This window comes from Martinezella lusitana, from assembly GCF_010668395.1.
GTDB classification, from domain to species: domain Bacteria; phylum Pseudomonadota; class Alphaproteobacteria; order Rhizobiales; family Rhizobiaceae; genus Rhizobium; species Rhizobium lusitanum_A.
Window position 1 is genome coordinate 67,150 of the sequence record NZ_WUEY01000005.1, and the last position, 15,286, is coordinate 82,435.

The 15,286-nt window shown below is 62.0% G+C and carries 15 protein-coding genes; 5 read left to right on the top strand and 10 right to left on the bottom strand.

Annotated elements, in window-relative coordinates; genetic code table 11:
• Window positions 1–3 precede the first annotated feature (3 nt).
• From GR212_RS13115 to GR212_RS13135, 5 genes are all read right to left on the bottom strand, one after another.
• Window positions 4–1,560, bottom strand: a complete 1,557-nt coding sequence (locus tag GR212_RS13115) for an NADH-ubiquinone oxidoreductase-F iron-sulfur binding region domain-containing protein (RefSeq protein ID WP_163987010.1) — start codon at window positions 1,558–1,560, stop codon at window positions 4–6.
• A complete protein-coding gene (locus tag GR212_RS13120; protein ID WP_163987011.1) occupies window positions 1,557–2,036 on the bottom strand; it encodes a formate dehydrogenase subunit gamma in 480 nt (159 codons plus the stop codon). Before GR212_RS13120 ends, GR212_RS13115 begins: the two co-directional genes overlap by 4 nt.
• A gap of 164 nt (window positions 2,037–2,200) precedes the next feature.
• Window positions 2,201–3,094, bottom strand: a complete 894-nt coding sequence (locus GR212_RS13125) for a LysR family transcriptional regulator (RefSeq protein WP_163987012.1) — start codon at window positions 3,092–3,094, stop codon at window positions 2,201–2,203.
• Window positions 3,095–3,164: 70 nt separating this feature from the next.
• Window positions 3,165–3,503: an ArsR/SmtB family transcription factor gene (locus GR212_RS13130; protein ID WP_163987013.1), complete on the bottom strand. Its 339-nt coding sequence runs from the start codon at window positions 3,501–3,503 to the stop codon at window positions 3,165–3,167.
• Between the two features lie 103 nt (window positions 3,504–3,606).
• Entirely contained in the window at window positions 3,607–4,377 is a 771-nt protein-coding gene (locus GR212_RS13135; protein WP_163987014.1) for an SDR family oxidoreductase, read from the bottom strand.
• A 96-nt stretch (window positions 4,378–4,473) separates the two neighbouring features.
• On the opposite strand from GR212_RS13135, the gene GR212_RS13140 reads away from it, so the two are divergent.
• Both GR212_RS13140 and glpD read left to right on the top strand, forming a co-directional pair.
• Complete coding sequence (locus GR212_RS13140) at window positions 4,474–5,247, top strand: DeoR/GlpR family DNA-binding transcription regulator (protein WP_163987015.1); 774 nt, start codon at window positions 4,474–4,476, stop codon at window positions 5,245–5,247.
• A 113-nt stretch (window positions 5,248–5,360) separates the two neighbouring features.
• Window positions 5,361–6,872 carry a glycerol-3-phosphate dehydrogenase gene (glpD, locus tag GR212_RS13145; RefSeq protein WP_163987016.1) on the top strand — a complete coding sequence of 504 codons (1,512 nt, stop codon included), beginning with the start codon at window positions 5,361–5,363 and terminating at the stop codon, window positions 6,870–6,872.
• Between the two features lie 9 nt (window positions 6,873–6,881).
• Here glpD and soxR read toward each other — a convergent pair whose 3' ends face one another.
• Window positions 6,882–7,346: a redox-sensitive transcriptional activator SoxR gene (gene soxR / locus GR212_RS13150; RefSeq protein WP_163987017.1), complete on the bottom strand. Its 465-nt coding sequence runs from the start codon at window positions 7,344–7,346 to the stop codon at window positions 6,882–6,884.
• Between the two features lie 74 nt (window positions 7,347–7,420).
• Between soxR and GR212_RS13155 the strand changes: the two genes are divergently transcribed.
• Both GR212_RS13155 and GR212_RS13160 read left to right on the top strand, forming a co-directional pair.
• A complete protein-coding gene (locus GR212_RS13155; protein WP_163987018.1) occupies window positions 7,421–7,996 on the top strand; it encodes an NADPH-dependent FMN reductase in 576 nt (191 codons plus the stop codon).
• A 192-nt stretch (window positions 7,997–8,188) separates the two neighbouring features.
• Window positions 8,189–9,400 (top strand): acyltransferase family protein, encoded by a 1,212-nt coding sequence (locus GR212_RS13160; protein ID WP_163987019.1) that lies wholly within the window; start codon window positions 8,189–8,191, stop codon window positions 9,398–9,400.
• Between the two features lie 139 nt (window positions 9,401–9,539).
• Here GR212_RS13160 and GR212_RS13165 read toward each other — a convergent pair whose 3' ends face one another.
• The 3 genes from GR212_RS13165 to GR212_RS13175 all read right to left on the bottom strand — a co-directional run bounded on the left by GR212_RS13165 (window position 9,540) and on the right by GR212_RS13175 (window position 13,370).
• Window positions 9,540–10,661: a mandelate racemase/muconate lactonizing enzyme family protein gene (locus GR212_RS13165; RefSeq protein WP_163987020.1), complete on the bottom strand. Its 1,122-nt coding sequence runs from the start codon at window positions 10,659–10,661 to the stop codon at window positions 9,540–9,542.
• 62 nt (window positions 10,662–10,723) lie between these two features.
• Window positions 10,724–12,223: an aldehyde dehydrogenase gene (locus GR212_RS13170; protein ID WP_163987021.1), complete on the bottom strand. Its 1,500-nt coding sequence runs from the start codon at window positions 12,221–12,223 to the stop codon at window positions 10,724–10,726.
• 1 nt (window position 12,224) lies between these two features.
• Entirely contained in the window at window positions 12,225–13,370 is a 1,146-nt protein-coding gene (locus tag GR212_RS13175) for an iron-containing alcohol dehydrogenase (RefSeq protein ID WP_163987022.1), read from the bottom strand.
• Window positions 13,371–13,486: 116 nt separating this feature from the next.
• Here GR212_RS13175 and GR212_RS13180 point away from each other — a divergent pair, with 116 nt between their 5' ends.
• Entirely contained in the window at window positions 13,487–14,392 is a 906-nt protein-coding gene (locus GR212_RS13180; protein WP_163987023.1) for a LysR substrate-binding domain-containing protein, read from the top strand.
• Window positions 14,393–14,802: 410 nt separating this feature from the next.
• Here the strand turns inward: GR212_RS13180 and GR212_RS13185 are convergent, their stop codons facing one another.
• Complete coding sequence (locus GR212_RS13185; protein ID WP_163987024.1) at window positions 14,803–15,210, bottom strand: F0F1 ATP synthase subunit epsilon; 408 nt, start codon at window positions 15,208–15,210, stop codon at window positions 14,803–14,805.
• Window positions 15,211–15,286 lie beyond the last annotated feature (76 nt).

Consider the following 15,286-nt stretch of genomic DNA (forward strand, 5'->3'; position numbering starts at 1 on the left):
CTCTTACTCCGCCGCTTCAATCAAGGGAGCCGGAGAAAAATCCTCCGGGAAATGGGTCATCGCGCTCAGGACGGGATAGGGCGTGAAACCGCCGAGCGCGCAGAGCGAACCGAACTTCATCGTGTTGCAGAGATCGGCGAGCAGCACCCTGTTCTTCTCAGGCTCGATGCCGCGCGCGATCTTGTCGGCCGTTTCGACGCCGCGCGTCGAGCCGATGCGGCAAGGCGTGCACTTGCCGCAGCTCTCGACCGCGCAGAATTCCATCGCAAAGCGCGCCTGCTTCAGCATGTCGGCGGTATCGTCGAAGACGACGAGGCCGGCATGGCCGATGAGACCGTCCTTGGCCGCAAAGGATTCGTAGTCGAACGGCGTATCGAACAGAGCGCGCGGGAAATAGGCCCCGAGCGGCCCGCCGACCTGCACCGCCTTGACCGGCCGCCCCGTTGCGGTGCCGCCGCCGATCCTGTCGACGATATCGCCAAGCGACAGGCCGAAGGCCGTCTCGTAGAGGCCGCCATGCTTGACGTTGCCGGCGATCTGCAGCGGGATCGTGCCCCGCGAACGGCCCATGCCGAAATCACGATAGAAGGCAGCGCCCTTGTCCATGATGACGGGCACGGAAGCGAGAGAAATGACGTTGTTGATGACGGTGGGACAGTTGAACAGCCCCTTGTGCGCCGGCAGCGGCGGCTTGGCCCGCACGATGCCGCGCTTGCCCTCAAGGCTGTTAACCAGCGCCGTTTCCTCGCCGCAGACATAGGCGCCGGCGCCGGTACGGATCTCCATATCGAACACCTTGCCGGAACCCAGAACCGAAGCCCCGAGAATGCCGGCCTTGCGGGCGATCTCGACGGCTGCGGTCATCGCGGCGATCGCATGCGGATATTCCGAACGCGTATAGACGAAGCCCTTGGTCGCGCCGGTCGCAAGACCGGCGATCGCCATGCCCTCGATCAGCACGAAGGGATCGCCTTCCATAATCATCCGGTCGGCGAAGGTGCCGCTGTCGCCCTCGTCGGCGTTGCAGACGATATACTTACGGTCGCCCGGCGCATCGAGCACCGTCTTCCATTTGATGCCGGTCGGAAAGCCGGCGCCACCACGGCCGCGCAGGCCGGAATCGGTGACGTCCTTAACGATATCGCCAGCCGCCATGCCGATGGCGCGGCGGAGCCCCTTGAGGCCGCCATGGGCTTCATAATCCTGCAGCGAAAGCGGATCGGTGATGCCGCAGCGGGCAAAGGTCAGGCGGGTCTGTTCTTTCAGGAATGGGAGGCTTTCGACCTCCCCAAGACAGAGCGGATGCTCGCCGCCTTCTGCGAGCCCGGCGTCGAAGAGATCAGGCACATCCCCGGCCTTCACCGGCCCATAGCCGATGCGCTTGCCGTCGATCTCGACTTCGACCAGGGGTTCGAGCCAGAACATGCCGCGCGAGCCGTTGCGCACGATGCGCGCATCGAGACCGCACTTGGCAACTTCCTGAGCTACCGCCTTCGCCACTTTCTCCGCACCAAGCGATAGGGCAGCGGCATCGCGGGGGATATAGATGGTGAGCGTCACTGGCGCGCCTCCTTCACGAGGTCGGCGGCGCTCTCGTCGTCGAGCCTGCCGTGAAGTTCGCCATCCAGCATCGCCGCCGGCGCGCAGGCGCAGAGCCCGAGACAGTAGACCGGCTCAAGCGTCACGCTGCCATCCAGCGTCGTCTGATGAAAATCGATACCGAGCAGGCTTTTGATATGTTCGGCAACGTCATCGCCGCCCATGGACTGACAGGCTTCGGCGCGACAGAGCTTGAGGACATGGCGTCCGGCAGGATGGTCGCGATAGTCATGATAGAAAGTCATGACGCCGTGCACTTCGGCGCGCGAAAGGTTCAGGGCCTTGGCGATCAGCGGCAGCGCATCCTGCGGCACATAGCCGAACTCCTCCTGAATCCCGTGCAGGATCGGCAAAAGCGGCCCCTCCATCGATTTCATGCTATCGATGATGGTCCCGGCGCGGTTTGCGACATCGCCCGCGGCCTGATTCAAACTCATTGGCAGCCTCCCACGCATAGCTCCGAAAAATTGAAGGCGAATCTTCGGAAAGGGCTTATGCGGCATTTCCTCCGTGGCGCGCGATCGACACGCCCGAAGATAAGGTCGCAGGGAGATGATAAAGGATCAATAAGGCAGTCTCGTTGCTTGATAGAAAATTTCTATCAAGCTTCGCTACCTTCCGCGAGCAATCTTGCCTCATGCAACAGAGCGGAAACCAGCGGCGTGAAGGGTTCGCGATGCGTGGCGACCAGGCCGACAAGATGCTCGGCATCAGGTTCCGTGATCGGAATCTTGTGAATATCGACGGGGAAACCGAAGGAATCGGCGATATTCTTCGGCATGATGCTCGCCCAACGCCCGGTCTGCACATGCGAGAACAGCACGATCATCGAATTGGATTCGAGCGTCGGCTTGGCCGTAACGCCTGCTTCGGCCAGGTGCCGGTTGATGATGCGGCGGTTCTGCATGTCGGCGGTCAATAGACAAAGCCTAAGATCGCCGACCTCTTTCCACGTCACGGTTTTGCGTTCGGCGAACGGGCTGCCCGCCGCCGTGATCAGGTGGTAGCGTTCGGCATAGAGCGGGACGCTGGTGACGCGACCGAGCGGCTCGTTTTCCAGATAGGTGATGCCGGCATCGATCTCGAGATTTTCGAGCAGGCTCAGAACCTGCAGCGAGTTGCGCGACAAGATGGAGAAGGTGACGTCCGGGTGCCTTTCCTGGAAAGGCGTGGTGATTTTCTGCACCATGGCGAGCGCCGTCGGAATGGCCGCGATCCGGATATGGCCGGCAAGGCCCTTGCGCGCGGCCCGCATCTCCTCGCGCATGGTGCGGCTGTCGCCGACGATGCGCCGTGCCCATTCCAGCACGCGCTGCCCCTCCGGCGTCAGTCCCTGAAAGCGCGAGCCGCGGCTGACGAGCATCACGCCGAGCTGATCCTCCAACTGCCTGATTGCCGCGGACAAGGTCGGCTGCGTCACGCCGCATTCCTCGGCGGCGCGGCCGAAATGCTTCTGATTCGCCAGCGCGATGAAGAACTCCAGCTTTTCGATCATCACACTCTCCCGCAGCGAAAGAGTTAGACCGCCAGCCCGGTAAGCGCAACATGCAAAGCCGGTTCAAACCTCAACGCTCGCCCTGGCAGAAGGCCTTTTGCAGGGAATCGACGACGGCACAGAGTTCCGACCGCGCGACGGCATAGTGAATAAGCCGGCCCTCGCGGCGCGTATCGACCAGCTTGTCCAGGCGAAGACGGGCCAGATGCTGCGAAACGACAGCCTGCGGCAGGTCGAGAAGCGCCTCGAGCTCCATCACCGTCTTCTCGCGTTTGGCGAGCGTGAACAGGATCGCCAGACGGGTCTCATGGGAGAGCGCTTTCAGCAGCGCGCTCGCCTTTCGCGCCCTTCCCGTCATTTCCTCGATATTATGTTCTGCTGCACCGCCTTGTGGTGGAGACGACGACATATCACAGCCTCTAGTGAGAACTCACCTAGTGGTATGCTTATAATATTGTCGAACCACAAGCTGACTGAAAAAAGACATGTAAAACCAAAAAAGGTCCGTTTTATCAGCAGATAAGCTGGCCGCCGTTGATCTCGATCACCTGGCCGGTGATGTAGCCGGACAGTGTCGGGGCCGCGAGGAAGAGATAGGCCGGCGCGCAATCTTCCGGGGTGCCGAGCCGTTGAAGCGGAATCGACTTGCGCGTCTGCTCCAGCTTTTCCCTGGACGAATAGCGCTCATGGAAATCCGTCGATATCGTGCCCGGCGAGACGCAGTTCACCCGGATGCCATCCGGCGCCAATTCGCGCGCCAGGGCCTTCGAATAGGTCGAGACGAAGGCTTTCGAGGCGGAATAGATCGCAGAACCGGGGCTGCCGCCGGTGAGCGCGGAAATCGAAACCGTGTTAATGATCGCGGCCTCCCCCGCCGCGCGCAGCAAGGGCAGCAGTCCTCTCGTCACTTCCATGACGGAGGTCTGGTTGAGATGCACGATCCTCTCATACTGCCCATCCGTCAGCTCGCCGGCAGGAAAACGCCCGACCATCGTGCCGGCGTTGTTGACCAATGCGTGGATGCGATCGAAACGCTCGCCGGCCGCGCTGACGAAATCCCGCGTCCCGTTGCCGGCAGCGAAATCGCCGGCAATGAGAAAGGCGCGGCGGTCGGCTTCCGCCTCCATCAGGAAATCGGGCAATTCGCGATCGGCATCGCGGCCGACATGGACGAGGACGTGGGCGCCGCAATCGAGAAACTGCCTCGCGACCTCCAGTCCGATGCCGCGGCCGGCACCGGTGACCACGACATTGCGATTTTCGAATAGCTTCGGATGAAACACCAGGACCTCCTCAACCGCACAATTCGCGCGCCGGTAATTGCGGAATTTTCACTTTATCATATGATGACGAAAAAACGAAAGAAAGGGAGCGAAGCCATGTTCCTATCCGGACGCCAGACCGAAATCCTCGAAATCGCCAAGGCGGAGGGGCGCGTGCTGGTGGAAGAACTGGCGTTGCGCTTCTCCGTCACCCCGCAAACCATCCGCAAGGATCTCAACGATCTCTGCGACGGCCGCGTGCTGTCGCGGGTGCATGGCGGCGCGATCTTTCCCGGCGGAACCGAGAATGTGAAATACGAGGCGCGCCGCTCGATCGCCGCCCTCGAAAAGCAGGCGATCGGCCGCGCCGCCGCCAGCATGATCCCCAACAACAGCTCGCTTTTCATCAATATCGGCACAACGACGGAAGCCGTCGGCGAAGCGTTGCTCGGCCATCACGAGCTGATGGTCATCACCAACAATATCAACGTTGCCAATAAGTTGCGCATTTTTCCATCCATCGAGGTCGTCATTTCCGGCGGTGTCGTGCGCGGCTCGGATGGCGGTATCGTCGGTGAAGCGGCGGTCGATTTCATCAAGCAGTTCAAGGTCGACTATGCCGTCATCGGCGCCTCCGCGATCGATGCCGACGGCGCACTCCTGGACTACGATTTTCGCGAAGTGAAAGTGGCGCAGGCCATCATTGCCAATGCCCGGCACGTCATTCTCGTCGCCGACAGCACCAAGTTCGAACGAACCGCGCCGGTTCGCATCGGCCATCTGTCGCAGGTTCATACCTTCGTCACCGACGTATGCATCATGGAATCCGTACGCTCCATCGCGGCGGAACATGACGTGCATCTGGTGGAAACCTCCGCGCGACAAGGCTGACTGCTCGCCTTCCGTCAACAAACGTTCGTTTGACATTCGTATCTGTTTCACTTTAGATGGTTTAGTTTCGATTTTCCGCCTTCGTGGAATGGCGAAGCTTTGCGGAGGGACGGGTGAGCGATCAGATCTATGACATTTTCGTTATCGGCGGCGGCATCAACGGCTGCGGGATCGCCCGTGACGCCACGGGGCGCGGCTACAAGGTCGCGCTCGCCGAGATGAACGACTTTGCCTCCGGCACATCCTCCGGCGCCACCAAGCTTATCCATGGCGGCCTGCGCTATCTCGAACATTACGAATTCCGCCTCGTGCGCGAATCGCTGATGGAGCGCGAAGTGCTCTGGGCGATGGCTCCGCATATCATCTGGCCGATGCGCTTCGTCCTTCCCTATCACAAGGGCGGCATCCGCCCGGCCTGGCTGATCCGCCTCGGCCTTTTCCTTTACGATCATCTGGGCGGCCGAAAGCTGCTGCCGCCGACGGCAACGCTCGACATGAAGAGGGATCCCGCCGGCAAACCGCTGAAGGCACTCTTCACCAAGGCCTTCGAATATTCCGACGGCTGGGTGGACGATGCCCGCATGGTGGTGCTGAACGCGCGCGACGCAGCTGACCGCGGCGCGACGATCATGCCGCGGACGAAGGTGATTTCCGCCCGCCGCGAAGGCGCCCTGTGGGCCATCGAAACGGAAAATACGCTGAGCGGCGAGAAGCGGCAATTCCGCTCGCACATGCTGGTCAATGCCGCCGGCCCTTGGGTCGATCATGTGCTGTCCGATGCCTTCGGCAAGAACCAGGTGCACAATGTCCGCCTCGTCCAGGGCAGCCACATCATCGTGCGCAAGAAGTTCGACGATCCCCGCGCCTATTTCTTCCAGAACCCGGACAACCGCATCATCTTCGCCATTCCCTACGAGCAGGATTTCACGCTGATCGGCACCACGGATCGCGACTACAGGGACGATCCGAAGGACGTGAAGATCACTGAGGATGAAACCCAATATCTGTGCAACGCCGCCAGCGAATACTTCAAGGAGCCGGTGCGACCCGAGGATATCGTCTGGACCTACTCCGCAGTCCGTCCGCTTTACGATGACGGGGCTTCCAAGGCGCAGGAGGCAACGCGCGACTACGTGCTGAAGGTCGAAGGCGAAGAGGGCCAGGCGCCGCTACTGAATGTCTTTGGCGGCAAGCTCACCACCTATCGCCGCCTGGGCGAACACGCGCTGGAGAAGATCGGCGAGGCCATCGGCCTGAAAGGCACGCCCTGGACCGCCGGGAGCTCGCTGCCGGGCGGGGACTTTCCGGTGCGCGGCTATGATGCCGAAGTCTCCAAGCTGAAGTCGCGCTATCCCTTCCTGGCCGATCAGCACGCCCGCCGCCTCGTTCGCCGCTATGGAACGCGCGCCGCCCGGATCCTTGGCGATGCCAAGGCGCTGGCCGATCTCGGCCGCTGTTTCGGCAGCGATCTCTATGAAGCGGAAGTGCGCTATCTGATGGAGCAGGAATGGGCCTACAGCGCCGCCGACATCCTCTGGCGCCGCTCCAAGAAGGGCCTTTACCTCTCGAAGGAAGAGGCCTCGGCGCTTGAAGACTACATGGCCGACAGCCGCGTCCACGCCTGAGCCTTAGGCTCATTCCTCTGGATCGAGCAATCGCGGCCCTGCGCCCTCTTCGGAAAGCCGGTCCCACGGATTTCTCAGCGGACAATTGCCCAGCGACAGGCAGCCGCAGCCAATGCAGCTGTCCAGCTGATCGCGAAGGCCCTGCAGGCGTTCGATCCTGGCATCGAGATCGCTCTTCCACAATGCTGAAAGCCCCTTCCAGTCGGCCGCTGTCGGCGTGCGTCCCTGCGGCAAGGCTTCGAGCGCCGCCTGAACTTCGGCCAGCGGAATGCCGACCCGCTGCGCGACCTTGATGACGGCGACCCGCCGCAGCACTTCGCGGGGATAACGCCGCTGATTGCCGCGGCTGCGGTGGCTCTCGATCAAGCCTTTCGCCTCATAGAAATGCAGCGCCGATACGGCTACCCCGCTGCGGGCCGCGACCTCCCCGACCGTCAGCAGCCGGGAAATTTGAGCAGGACCGATTTTTCCCATATTCTCTATTGACCTCAACCATACTTGAGGTTTTATAACCCCAGCTCCGAAGCGCGTAAAGGCAGGAGCACGACATGACTGAACCAACCCGGCTGGCAATCATCTATGGCAGCACGCGCCCGGGCCGCCTCTGTGACAAGGTGGTCAATTGGGTCGCGCACGAACTGGCGCATTATCCCCTCATCGACATCGACCTGATCGATCCCCTCGAATTCGATCTGCCATTCCTGCATGACCGCGAGCACGCCGGCGTGACAGCCCTTTCGGAGCGGCTTTCGAACGCCGACGCCTTCATCGTCGTCACGCCGGAATACAATCACAGCTTCACGGCCTCGCTGAAATTTCTGCTCGATCTGGTCTACGAGCCGTGGCACGGCAAGCCGGTCGCTTTCGTCTCGTATGGCGGCATCTCCGGCGGCCTGCGCGCCGTCGAACAATTGCGCCTGGTCTTTGCGGAGCTGCATGCCGTGACCGTGCGCGACACGGTGAGCTTCGCCAATCCCTGGGGCCGGTTCGCCGAGGACGGCTCGCTCGACAATCCGATCGATGCCCGCCAATCGCTGGTCCGCATGATCGCCCGGCTGCAATGGTGGAGCAATGCGTTGAAGCCGGCGCGCGCCGTGCGCCCCTATCGCTCCGTCGCCGCCTGATTCGCCTCCGACAACAATCGAATCCGGTCTTTCGTTTCTGGCAGGTGCGAAAGACCGGCTTGACGCCCGGACCTGGCACCACGGGTCCGGGCGTTTGTTCCCCTCCGTAAATCATCCCTGCCGGATAGCCGCGCTTGCCGAAGCCGCTTCGATGACCTAACCCAATAGGGAGGCAGTTTCGACGGTGTGGGAATGGAGAACGACAAGCGTCTGGGAGGAGCGGACTTCATGCGCGCCGTCGCATGTCTGATGGTGCTTGTTCACCATCTCGTGCTCCGGATGAATTTCAACAAGATCCCCCCGACTTTGGATCTAACCTTCATACTGGCGCGCTTCGGCAATCACGGCGTCTCGGTCTTCTTCGTGCTCAGCGGCTTTCTTCTTTCGCGCCCTTTCTGGCTGGCGCTGGACAGGGACCAGCCGTTGCCGTCGCTGAAAATCTACGCCATGCGCCGCGCCGCGCGTATCCTGCCGGGCTTCTGGGTCGCCCTGACGGTCGGCTTCGTGATCAGCTTCACGGTCTATGGATTTCCGCTCGATGCCGAGCTGATCGGCCGCTACATCGCAGGCTTCTTCCTGATGAGCCAATGGCATTGGCGCACCTTCTTCCCGGTGCAGGGGGATGGGCCCTTGTGGTCGATCCCCTTCGAGGCGACCTGCTATGTTCTTTTGCCGATCGGCTTTTTACTGCTGTTTCATGCGAGGCCGAGGTCGCGCCCGGTTCTCGCCAGCCGCCTGCTCTGGATCGGCATCATCGCGGCGGCACTCATAGGCCACTGGCTTGTTGTCACCTACCTGCCGACCGACAGCGTCGGGCGGGGATGGCAATACGGCTTCCAGGGCGGCGCCAAGGAATGGATGCCGCGCTATAATCCCGTCGGCTTCTTCGCGATCTTCGCGATCGGCGCGCTGGCGGCCGGAATCCAGACCGTCATCCCGGCCCGCCGCTCGGCAATCTACGATATCATCGGAGCGCTCGCGATCGTCATGGGCGCGTGGCAGCTGCCGCAATCCATCGGCGGCCCGGGAGAAGGCTATGCCTGGCTCGGCATTCCCTATCAATTCCCGCTGTTTCCCCTGGCGGTCGCCATCGCGCTTTGTGCGCTTCCGCAATCGGTGCTGCTGGCAAAGCTGCTCGACAACCGCTTCAGCCGCTATGTCGCCACCGTCTCCTTCGGCGTCTATATCTGGCAGGATATCGTGCTGACACTGATGCAGCAGCTCTTTCCCTGGACCTTCGGCACCGGCTCGGATGACGTGCTTGGCGGCTGGATCACATCAAGCCTCATAGCAATCGCCATCATCTTCGCCATCGGCACGCTGAGCTATGTCCTGCTCGAACGTCCCATGATCCATTGGGCCCGCAATCGGGAAAATACGTCAACACGACCCGCTACCGCGTAACGGGCCGACAAGAGATAGGGCGCAGGCTGCAGCTTCCCTAGAGCTTTTCCGCTTTTCCTCGAATCGCAAAAACGCTCTATCCTTTTGTTTTTACGCAATTCCGGACGGAAAACCGCTATGCACTTTTCCTGGAATTGCTCTAGATGCGCGTCGCCTTCAGTCGCTCTTCATCGAGAACGATGCCGAGCCCCGGCGCGGTGCCGAGATCCAGCCAGCCGGCATCGTGCTTGAGCGGCAAGGCCATCGGATAGTCGCGGCGCGCTTCGCTCCACTCCGGATTGTCGTAAGGGTATTCGAGCCACGCGGCATCGCCGACGCCGGCGGTCAGATGCGCGTTGGCCAGCACGCCGATGCCGTTCGTCCAGGAATGCGGCGTGAACTGCACGCCGGCTTCGCGGGCCTGATAGACCAGACGCCGGCAGCCGGTGATGCCGCCGACCAGCGCGACGTCGGGCTGCACGACATCGAAGGCACGCTCTTCGATGATATCGCGAAACTCGTAGAGTTCGCGGGTCATCTCGCCGCCAGCGATCCGCACCGAGGTTGCCTGCTTCAACTCCTTCATGCCCTTGCGGTCCGAGCGGTAAAGCGGCTCTTCCATCCAGTACACACCGAGCCGCTCCAGCTCCCTGGCAACGGCCAGCGCATCCTTGAAGGTCCAGGGCAAGGTCGTATCCCAGGGCATGCGCCAACCCTGATTGCAATCGACCATCAGCTCCAGCCGGTCGCCGACGCGGGCGCGGATCGCTTCCAGCGCCTTGACGTCCTCCCGCCAGCCGCCGCGGCCGCCCGAAGACGAGGAGAAGCGCACCTTCATGGCCGGGAAACCTTCGTCGATATAACGCTCGGCCTGAGCGGCCATGGCGGACGGCTCGCGCAGCACACCGGAAGAGGCATAGAGCCGCACGCGGCTGGCGCGACCGCCGAGCATCCGCCAGACCGGCTCGCCGGTGATCTTGCCGGAGAGATCCCACAGCGCCAGGTCCATCGGCCAGCAGCGGCCGTAGTGGAAGTTGATATGCGACAGGACTTCATAGTGCCGTTCGACGTGCCGCGGGTCCTGCCCGATGAACAGATCTTCGTGCCCCTCAAAACCCTTCATGAGATCGCCGGAGCCGATGCCTTCGCGGCCCTCGTCATCCCTGACGCGAACGATGGTCGCATCGAAATGCCGGCGCGGACGGCCGTCCCAGCTTGCCTTGAACGCCGGATCGAGCGGCAGGCGGTGATGGGTGATTTCGATGGAAACGATCTTGCTCATGCTGGCTCCCCTTTATCCTCCGGGCACGATCCTTCGAGAAGGATCATGCCGATTTCAATCTCTCAGCCGAACTGCTGCCAGATCGTCTTGTAGTCGCAATATTTGTCGATCGCGTGCACCGAACGGTCGCGGCCGAAACCGGACTGCTTGAAGCCGCCGAACGGCGTGGCGAAGTTCGACATGTCATAGGTGTTGATCCACACCGTACCCGCATGGATCTCTTCCGAAAAGCGGTGAGCACGATCCATGTCCCTGGTGAAGACGGCGCCCGCAAGCCCATAGATCGTGTCGTTGGCGATCTTGAGCGCTTCCTCCTCCGTGTCGAAGGGAATGGCAGCGAGCACCGGGCCGAAGATTTCCTGCCGTGCCAGGCTCATGTCGTTGGTCATGTCGACAAAGACGCCCGGCGACACATAGTAGCCGCCGGTCTCGCTCAAGACGCGCTCGGCGCCGAAAGCACGGCGCGCGCCTTCCTTCTCGCCGGCCGAGATCATCGCCAGCACCTTGTTCATGTGCTCTTCCTCGATCAGGGCGCCGATCTGCGCCGAGGGATCGAGCGGGTGCTTGAGCGCGATATCGGAGCGGGTCACTGCCTCGATCTTCTCGATCAGCCTGTCCTGCACCGAGCGCTGCACGATCAGCCGCGTCGAGGCATGGCAGGTCTCGCCTGAATTGTAGAAGCAGCCCCACGCAGCGGCCACGGCGGCGGCATCGAGATCGGCATCTTCGAACACGACCAGCGGCGACTTGCCGCCAAGCTCCAGCGCCACGCGCTTGACATTCGACTGCGCCGCATAGCCCATGATCAGCTTGCCGACTTCGGTCGAGCCGGTAAAGGCGATCATGTCGACATCCATGTGCAAGGCCAGCGGCTTGCCGGTTTCCTCGCCATAACCCGTGACGACGTTGAAGACGCCGGCAGGCAGGCCCGCTTCGAAGCCGAGTTCAGCCAGGCGGATCGCCGAGAGCGAGGATTGCTCGGCCGGCTTCAGCACGACGGAGTTCCCGGCAGCGATAGACGGCCCGAGCTTCCACGCGGCGATAATCATCGGGTAGTTCCAGGGCGTGATGGCACCGACGACGCCGAGCGGCACCTTGCGCACCAGCGCGCGGGCATTCGGGCCGGTCGGGGCGATCTCGTCATACATCTTGTCGATCATCTCGCCGTAGAACTGGATGCCGTCGGCGCAGAGGCGCACATCGACACCGAGCGACGCCATGACCGGCTTGCCAACGTCGATCGTTTCCAGCATGGCGAGTTCATCGCCGTGGGCGCGAATGAGCTCGGCCCATTTCAGCATGATCCTCTTCTTTTCCAGCGGCTCCTTCCTGCGCCAGACACCGCTCTCGAAGGCGGCGCGAGCGGAGGCGACGGCAGCATCGATATCGGCGGCATTGCCGCGCGCCAGCTGCGCACCGGGCTTGCCGTCCATCGGGCGGATGCGGGTGAAAGTCTCGCCGGAGGAAGCGGCGCGATGGGCACCGTTTATGAAGTGGCGCCCCTCAGGCTTGAGATTGGAGAGAACGCCTTCCCAATAATCGCGCGTGTATTCCTTGGTCATCTCAGATTCCTTTCGGCAGCGCCATGACGGCGGCGGCAAAGCGGTCGATATCGGCATCCGTCACGTCGCGGATCGTCGAGCGCCGCATGGGCTGGTTTTCGGTCGCCCGCATCTCGCGGGCGAGATCGGCGGCATCGAACGGCTTGAAGGCAGCTGGCAGCGAGCGCGTGATGCCGCACCGATCCATCCAGCCGGAGACGAAAGCGGGGAGATCAGCGGCACTGGCGACACCGCATGCCTTGGCCGCTGCATTCAGCTCGGCGGTATCCGCTTCGACGAGCCACAAGAGCGTCGCCTCAAAACCGAGAGCCGTCGCAAGCCCATGATGAACCGGGCCAAGGCCCGCCAGCGCATGGCTGATATTGTGGGCGATCGCCGTGCCGCAATTATCGATGGCGATGCCGGCAAAGCAGGAGCCGAGCAGCACATCGCCGCGCGCAGCCATATCGTCGGGCTGCTTGACGGCGGTTTCCAGAGCGCCGGTGATCAGCCGCAGCGCCTGATGCGCATAGAACTGAGCGCCGCGATGGGTGTTGCGGTTGGTTGCCGCTTCGAAGGCATGGATGAAGGCATCGAGGCCGCACCATGCCGTCAGATTGGCGGGCAAGGTCTTCGTCAGCGCCGGATCGAGAATGACGAGATCGGCCTTGGTCTCCGGTCCCCAGATCCAGAGCTTCTTGCCTTCGGGGCCGGCAAAGATATTCGTGGCCGAGGTCTCCGATCCCGTGCCGGCCGTCGTGGGCACCATGATCTTCTTCAGCGGATTCTTCGGCAGCGGGTTGGCGGCAAGCGCATAGTGCATAGGATCTTCGCCGGAGGCGATGCAGCAGGCGACGATCTTGCCGATATCGAGCGCCGAGCCGCCGCCGATGCCGATCACCATATCCGCGCCCTGCCCCGCCGCGATCGCGGCATGAAGATGCGCAAGCTTCGGCTCACCGGCAAAATCGGAAAAGACCTGTGTCTTCACGCCCGCTTCGGCAAGCTCGGCACTGACCTTGGCAGCCAGGCCCGATTGCGCCAGGAAGGCGTCGATCACGAGCAGAACGGCGCCGACGCCATCGAAGGATTTGACCGCAGCGGGAAGGCCAGAAAGCGCACCCTCGCCGAAACGGATGTCAGGAATGGCGGAAATGGAAAAGGACACGAGGGATACCCTTGGGAAACGACTGATATGATGCCTGCGATCCTGCATCACAATTTCAGATCTTCAAATCCGGGCAATTATCGGGAATATTGATGATCTGAAGTCATGGAGAGCCGATGCTAGAAAAAATACCGCTGGAGGCCTTCCGCGTTTTCGACGCGGCGGCGCGTGCCATGAACTTTTCCCGGGCCGGCCGCGAGCTGAACATCACCCAGGCCGCCGTCAGCCGCCGCATCAAGGGGCTTGAGGATCACCTCGGCGCGACGCTGTTTACGCGGCGCGGCCGAAATCTCGCGCTGACACCGGATGGCGAGCGGTTGTTCCAGCGCGTGCGCGCGACGCTCGAATATCTCGAGGAAAGCCTGGAGCCGTTTCGCGCCGGTACGGGCGAAATCATTTCGATTGCGGCGAGCGGCTCGATCTCGCATCTCTGGCTCGGCCAGCGGCTCCGGGATTTCGGCAAGGAAAGCCCCGGCATCTCCGTGCGCTTGCTGACGACGGACGTCCATTCCGAGCTTGCTTCGGAGAACAACGATCTCATCATCATCTATTCGACGGGCGAACATCCGCGCTGGAGCCTGACGCCGCTGATGAAGGAGGTATTGGTACCTATCGCATCACCGGATTACCTGGCAATCCGTGGCCTCGACCCCAAGACCCTGACGGCAGTCGATATCGCCGGTCTCGATCTCATCGACTATGAGCGCGCCAACGCCCACTGGATCAGCTTCCGTCAATGGTTCGGCCGCATCGGCGATCCCCTGAAAGGCAAGCCGCCAAGGCCGCGCCTTTCCTTTTCGACCTACATCATGGCGGTGGAAGCGGCGTTGAGGGGCGAAGGCATCGCGCTCGGCAGTCTCGGCCTCATCGAAGAGTACCTGCAATCCCACGCACTCGTCACCGTCGGCAGTGACAGCGTCGAGAGTGGCTTCGGGTACTATCTCGGCGCACCGCGTTTTCGCTCACTCTCTCCCGAGGCAGGGCAGCTGCACCGCTTTCTGTTACAGGGGCAACAAGTCTGATCGGGGTATCGCGGCGCCTTGGCGGTGAGAGGTCGGGGATTTGAAGGATACGTCGCCACCCGCCCTCGTGGTTCGAGACGGCCTTGCGGGCCTCCTCACCATGAGGACTGATCTTGCGTGCCTCACCACGGGGCTCTTGCCTGCCTCGCCACAAGGCACGCTCCACCTCATGGTGAGATGCAGCGCAGTTAAGCGGAGCGAAAACGGTGATGCCTCGAACCACGAGGTGGCCTGGGTTTGCGCCGGAAGTTACCCAGCCTTGAAATTCGCTCCATCCTCACCCTGAGGTGCGCAGGCTCCAGAGCTTGTCGAAGGAGGCGAAGCCTCGAAGGGCGAGGTTGGCCCGGGCACTATAACAAAAAAGCGGCCCATAGGACCGCTTTCATCTTATTCACTGCTTCCGGATCGCATCAATCCTGAACGATCGAGCCGCGCAAATGCGAGAGTTCCATGATGAAATGCTCGAGGCGCGACTTGTGCTCGTGATGCTCGGCATCCTCAAGCTCGGTCTTGGCGGCATTGATGCGGCGGTCCAGCTCGTCGCGGCTCATGTCTTCCACCGGAACGGCGGATTCGGCGAGCAACGTGCAGCCGGTCGGCAGGATATCGGCGAAGCCGCCGAAAACGACGTAGTCCTGCTTCTTGCCCGAAGCCGAATGCACCTTGACGACGCCCGGCTTGATCGTGGTCATGGTCGGCGCATGATGCGCCATGACGGTCATCTCGCCTTCGGTGGCAGGAATGACGACATCGATGACCTGTTCCGACAGCAGCAGGCGCTCCGGAGAAACCAGTTCGAAATTGAAATTGTCAGCCATGGCCCGTCACTTCTCGATTGTCTTATTCGCAAGGCAAGGGCGCGCGGGCAATGCCGCGCGCCGATGGATTGGCCTG

Excerpts from the sequence above, each read along its gene's own strand:
- GR212_RS13120 (WP_163987011.1), bottom strand. The coding sequence starts at position 2,036 with ATGAGTTTGAATCAGGCCGCGGGCGATGTCGCAAACCGCGCCGGGACC.
- GR212_RS13125 (WP_163987012.1), bottom strand. The coding sequence starts at position 3,094 with ATGATCGAAAAGCTGGAGTTCTTCATCGCGCTGGCGAATCAGAAGCAT.
- GR212_RS13130 (WP_163987013.1), bottom strand. The coding sequence starts at position 3,503 with ATGTCGTCGTCTCCACCACAAGGCGGTGCAGCAGAACATAATATCGAG.
- GR212_RS13140 (WP_163987015.1), top strand. The coding sequence starts at position 4,474 with ATGTTCCTATCCGGACGCCAGACCGAAATCCTCGAAATCGCCAAGGCG.
- soxR (WP_163987017.1), bottom strand. The coding sequence starts at position 7,346 with ATGGGAAAAATCGGTCCTGCTCAAATTTCCCGGCTGCTGACGGTCGGG.
- GR212_RS13155 (WP_163987018.1), top strand. The coding sequence starts at position 7,421 with ATGACTGAACCAACCCGGCTGGCAATCATCTATGGCAGCACGCGCCCG.
- GR212_RS13160 (WP_163987019.1), top strand. The coding sequence starts at position 8,189 with ATGGAGAACGACAAGCGTCTGGGAGGAGCGGACTTCATGCGCGCCGTC.
- GR212_RS13165 (WP_163987020.1), bottom strand. The coding sequence starts at position 10,661 with ATGAGCAAGATCGTTTCCATCGAAATCACCCATCACCGCCTGCCGCTC.
- GR212_RS13170 (WP_163987021.1), bottom strand. The coding sequence starts at position 12,223 with ATGACCAAGGAATACACGCGCGATTATTGGGAAGGCGTTCTCTCCAAT.
- GR212_RS13180 (WP_163987023.1), top strand. The coding sequence starts at position 13,487 with ATGCTAGAAAAAATACCGCTGGAGGCCTTCCGCGTTTTCGACGCGGCG.
- GR212_RS13185 (WP_163987024.1), bottom strand. The coding sequence starts at position 15,210 with ATGGCTGACAATTTCAATTTCGAACTGGTTTCTCCGGAGCGCCTGCTG.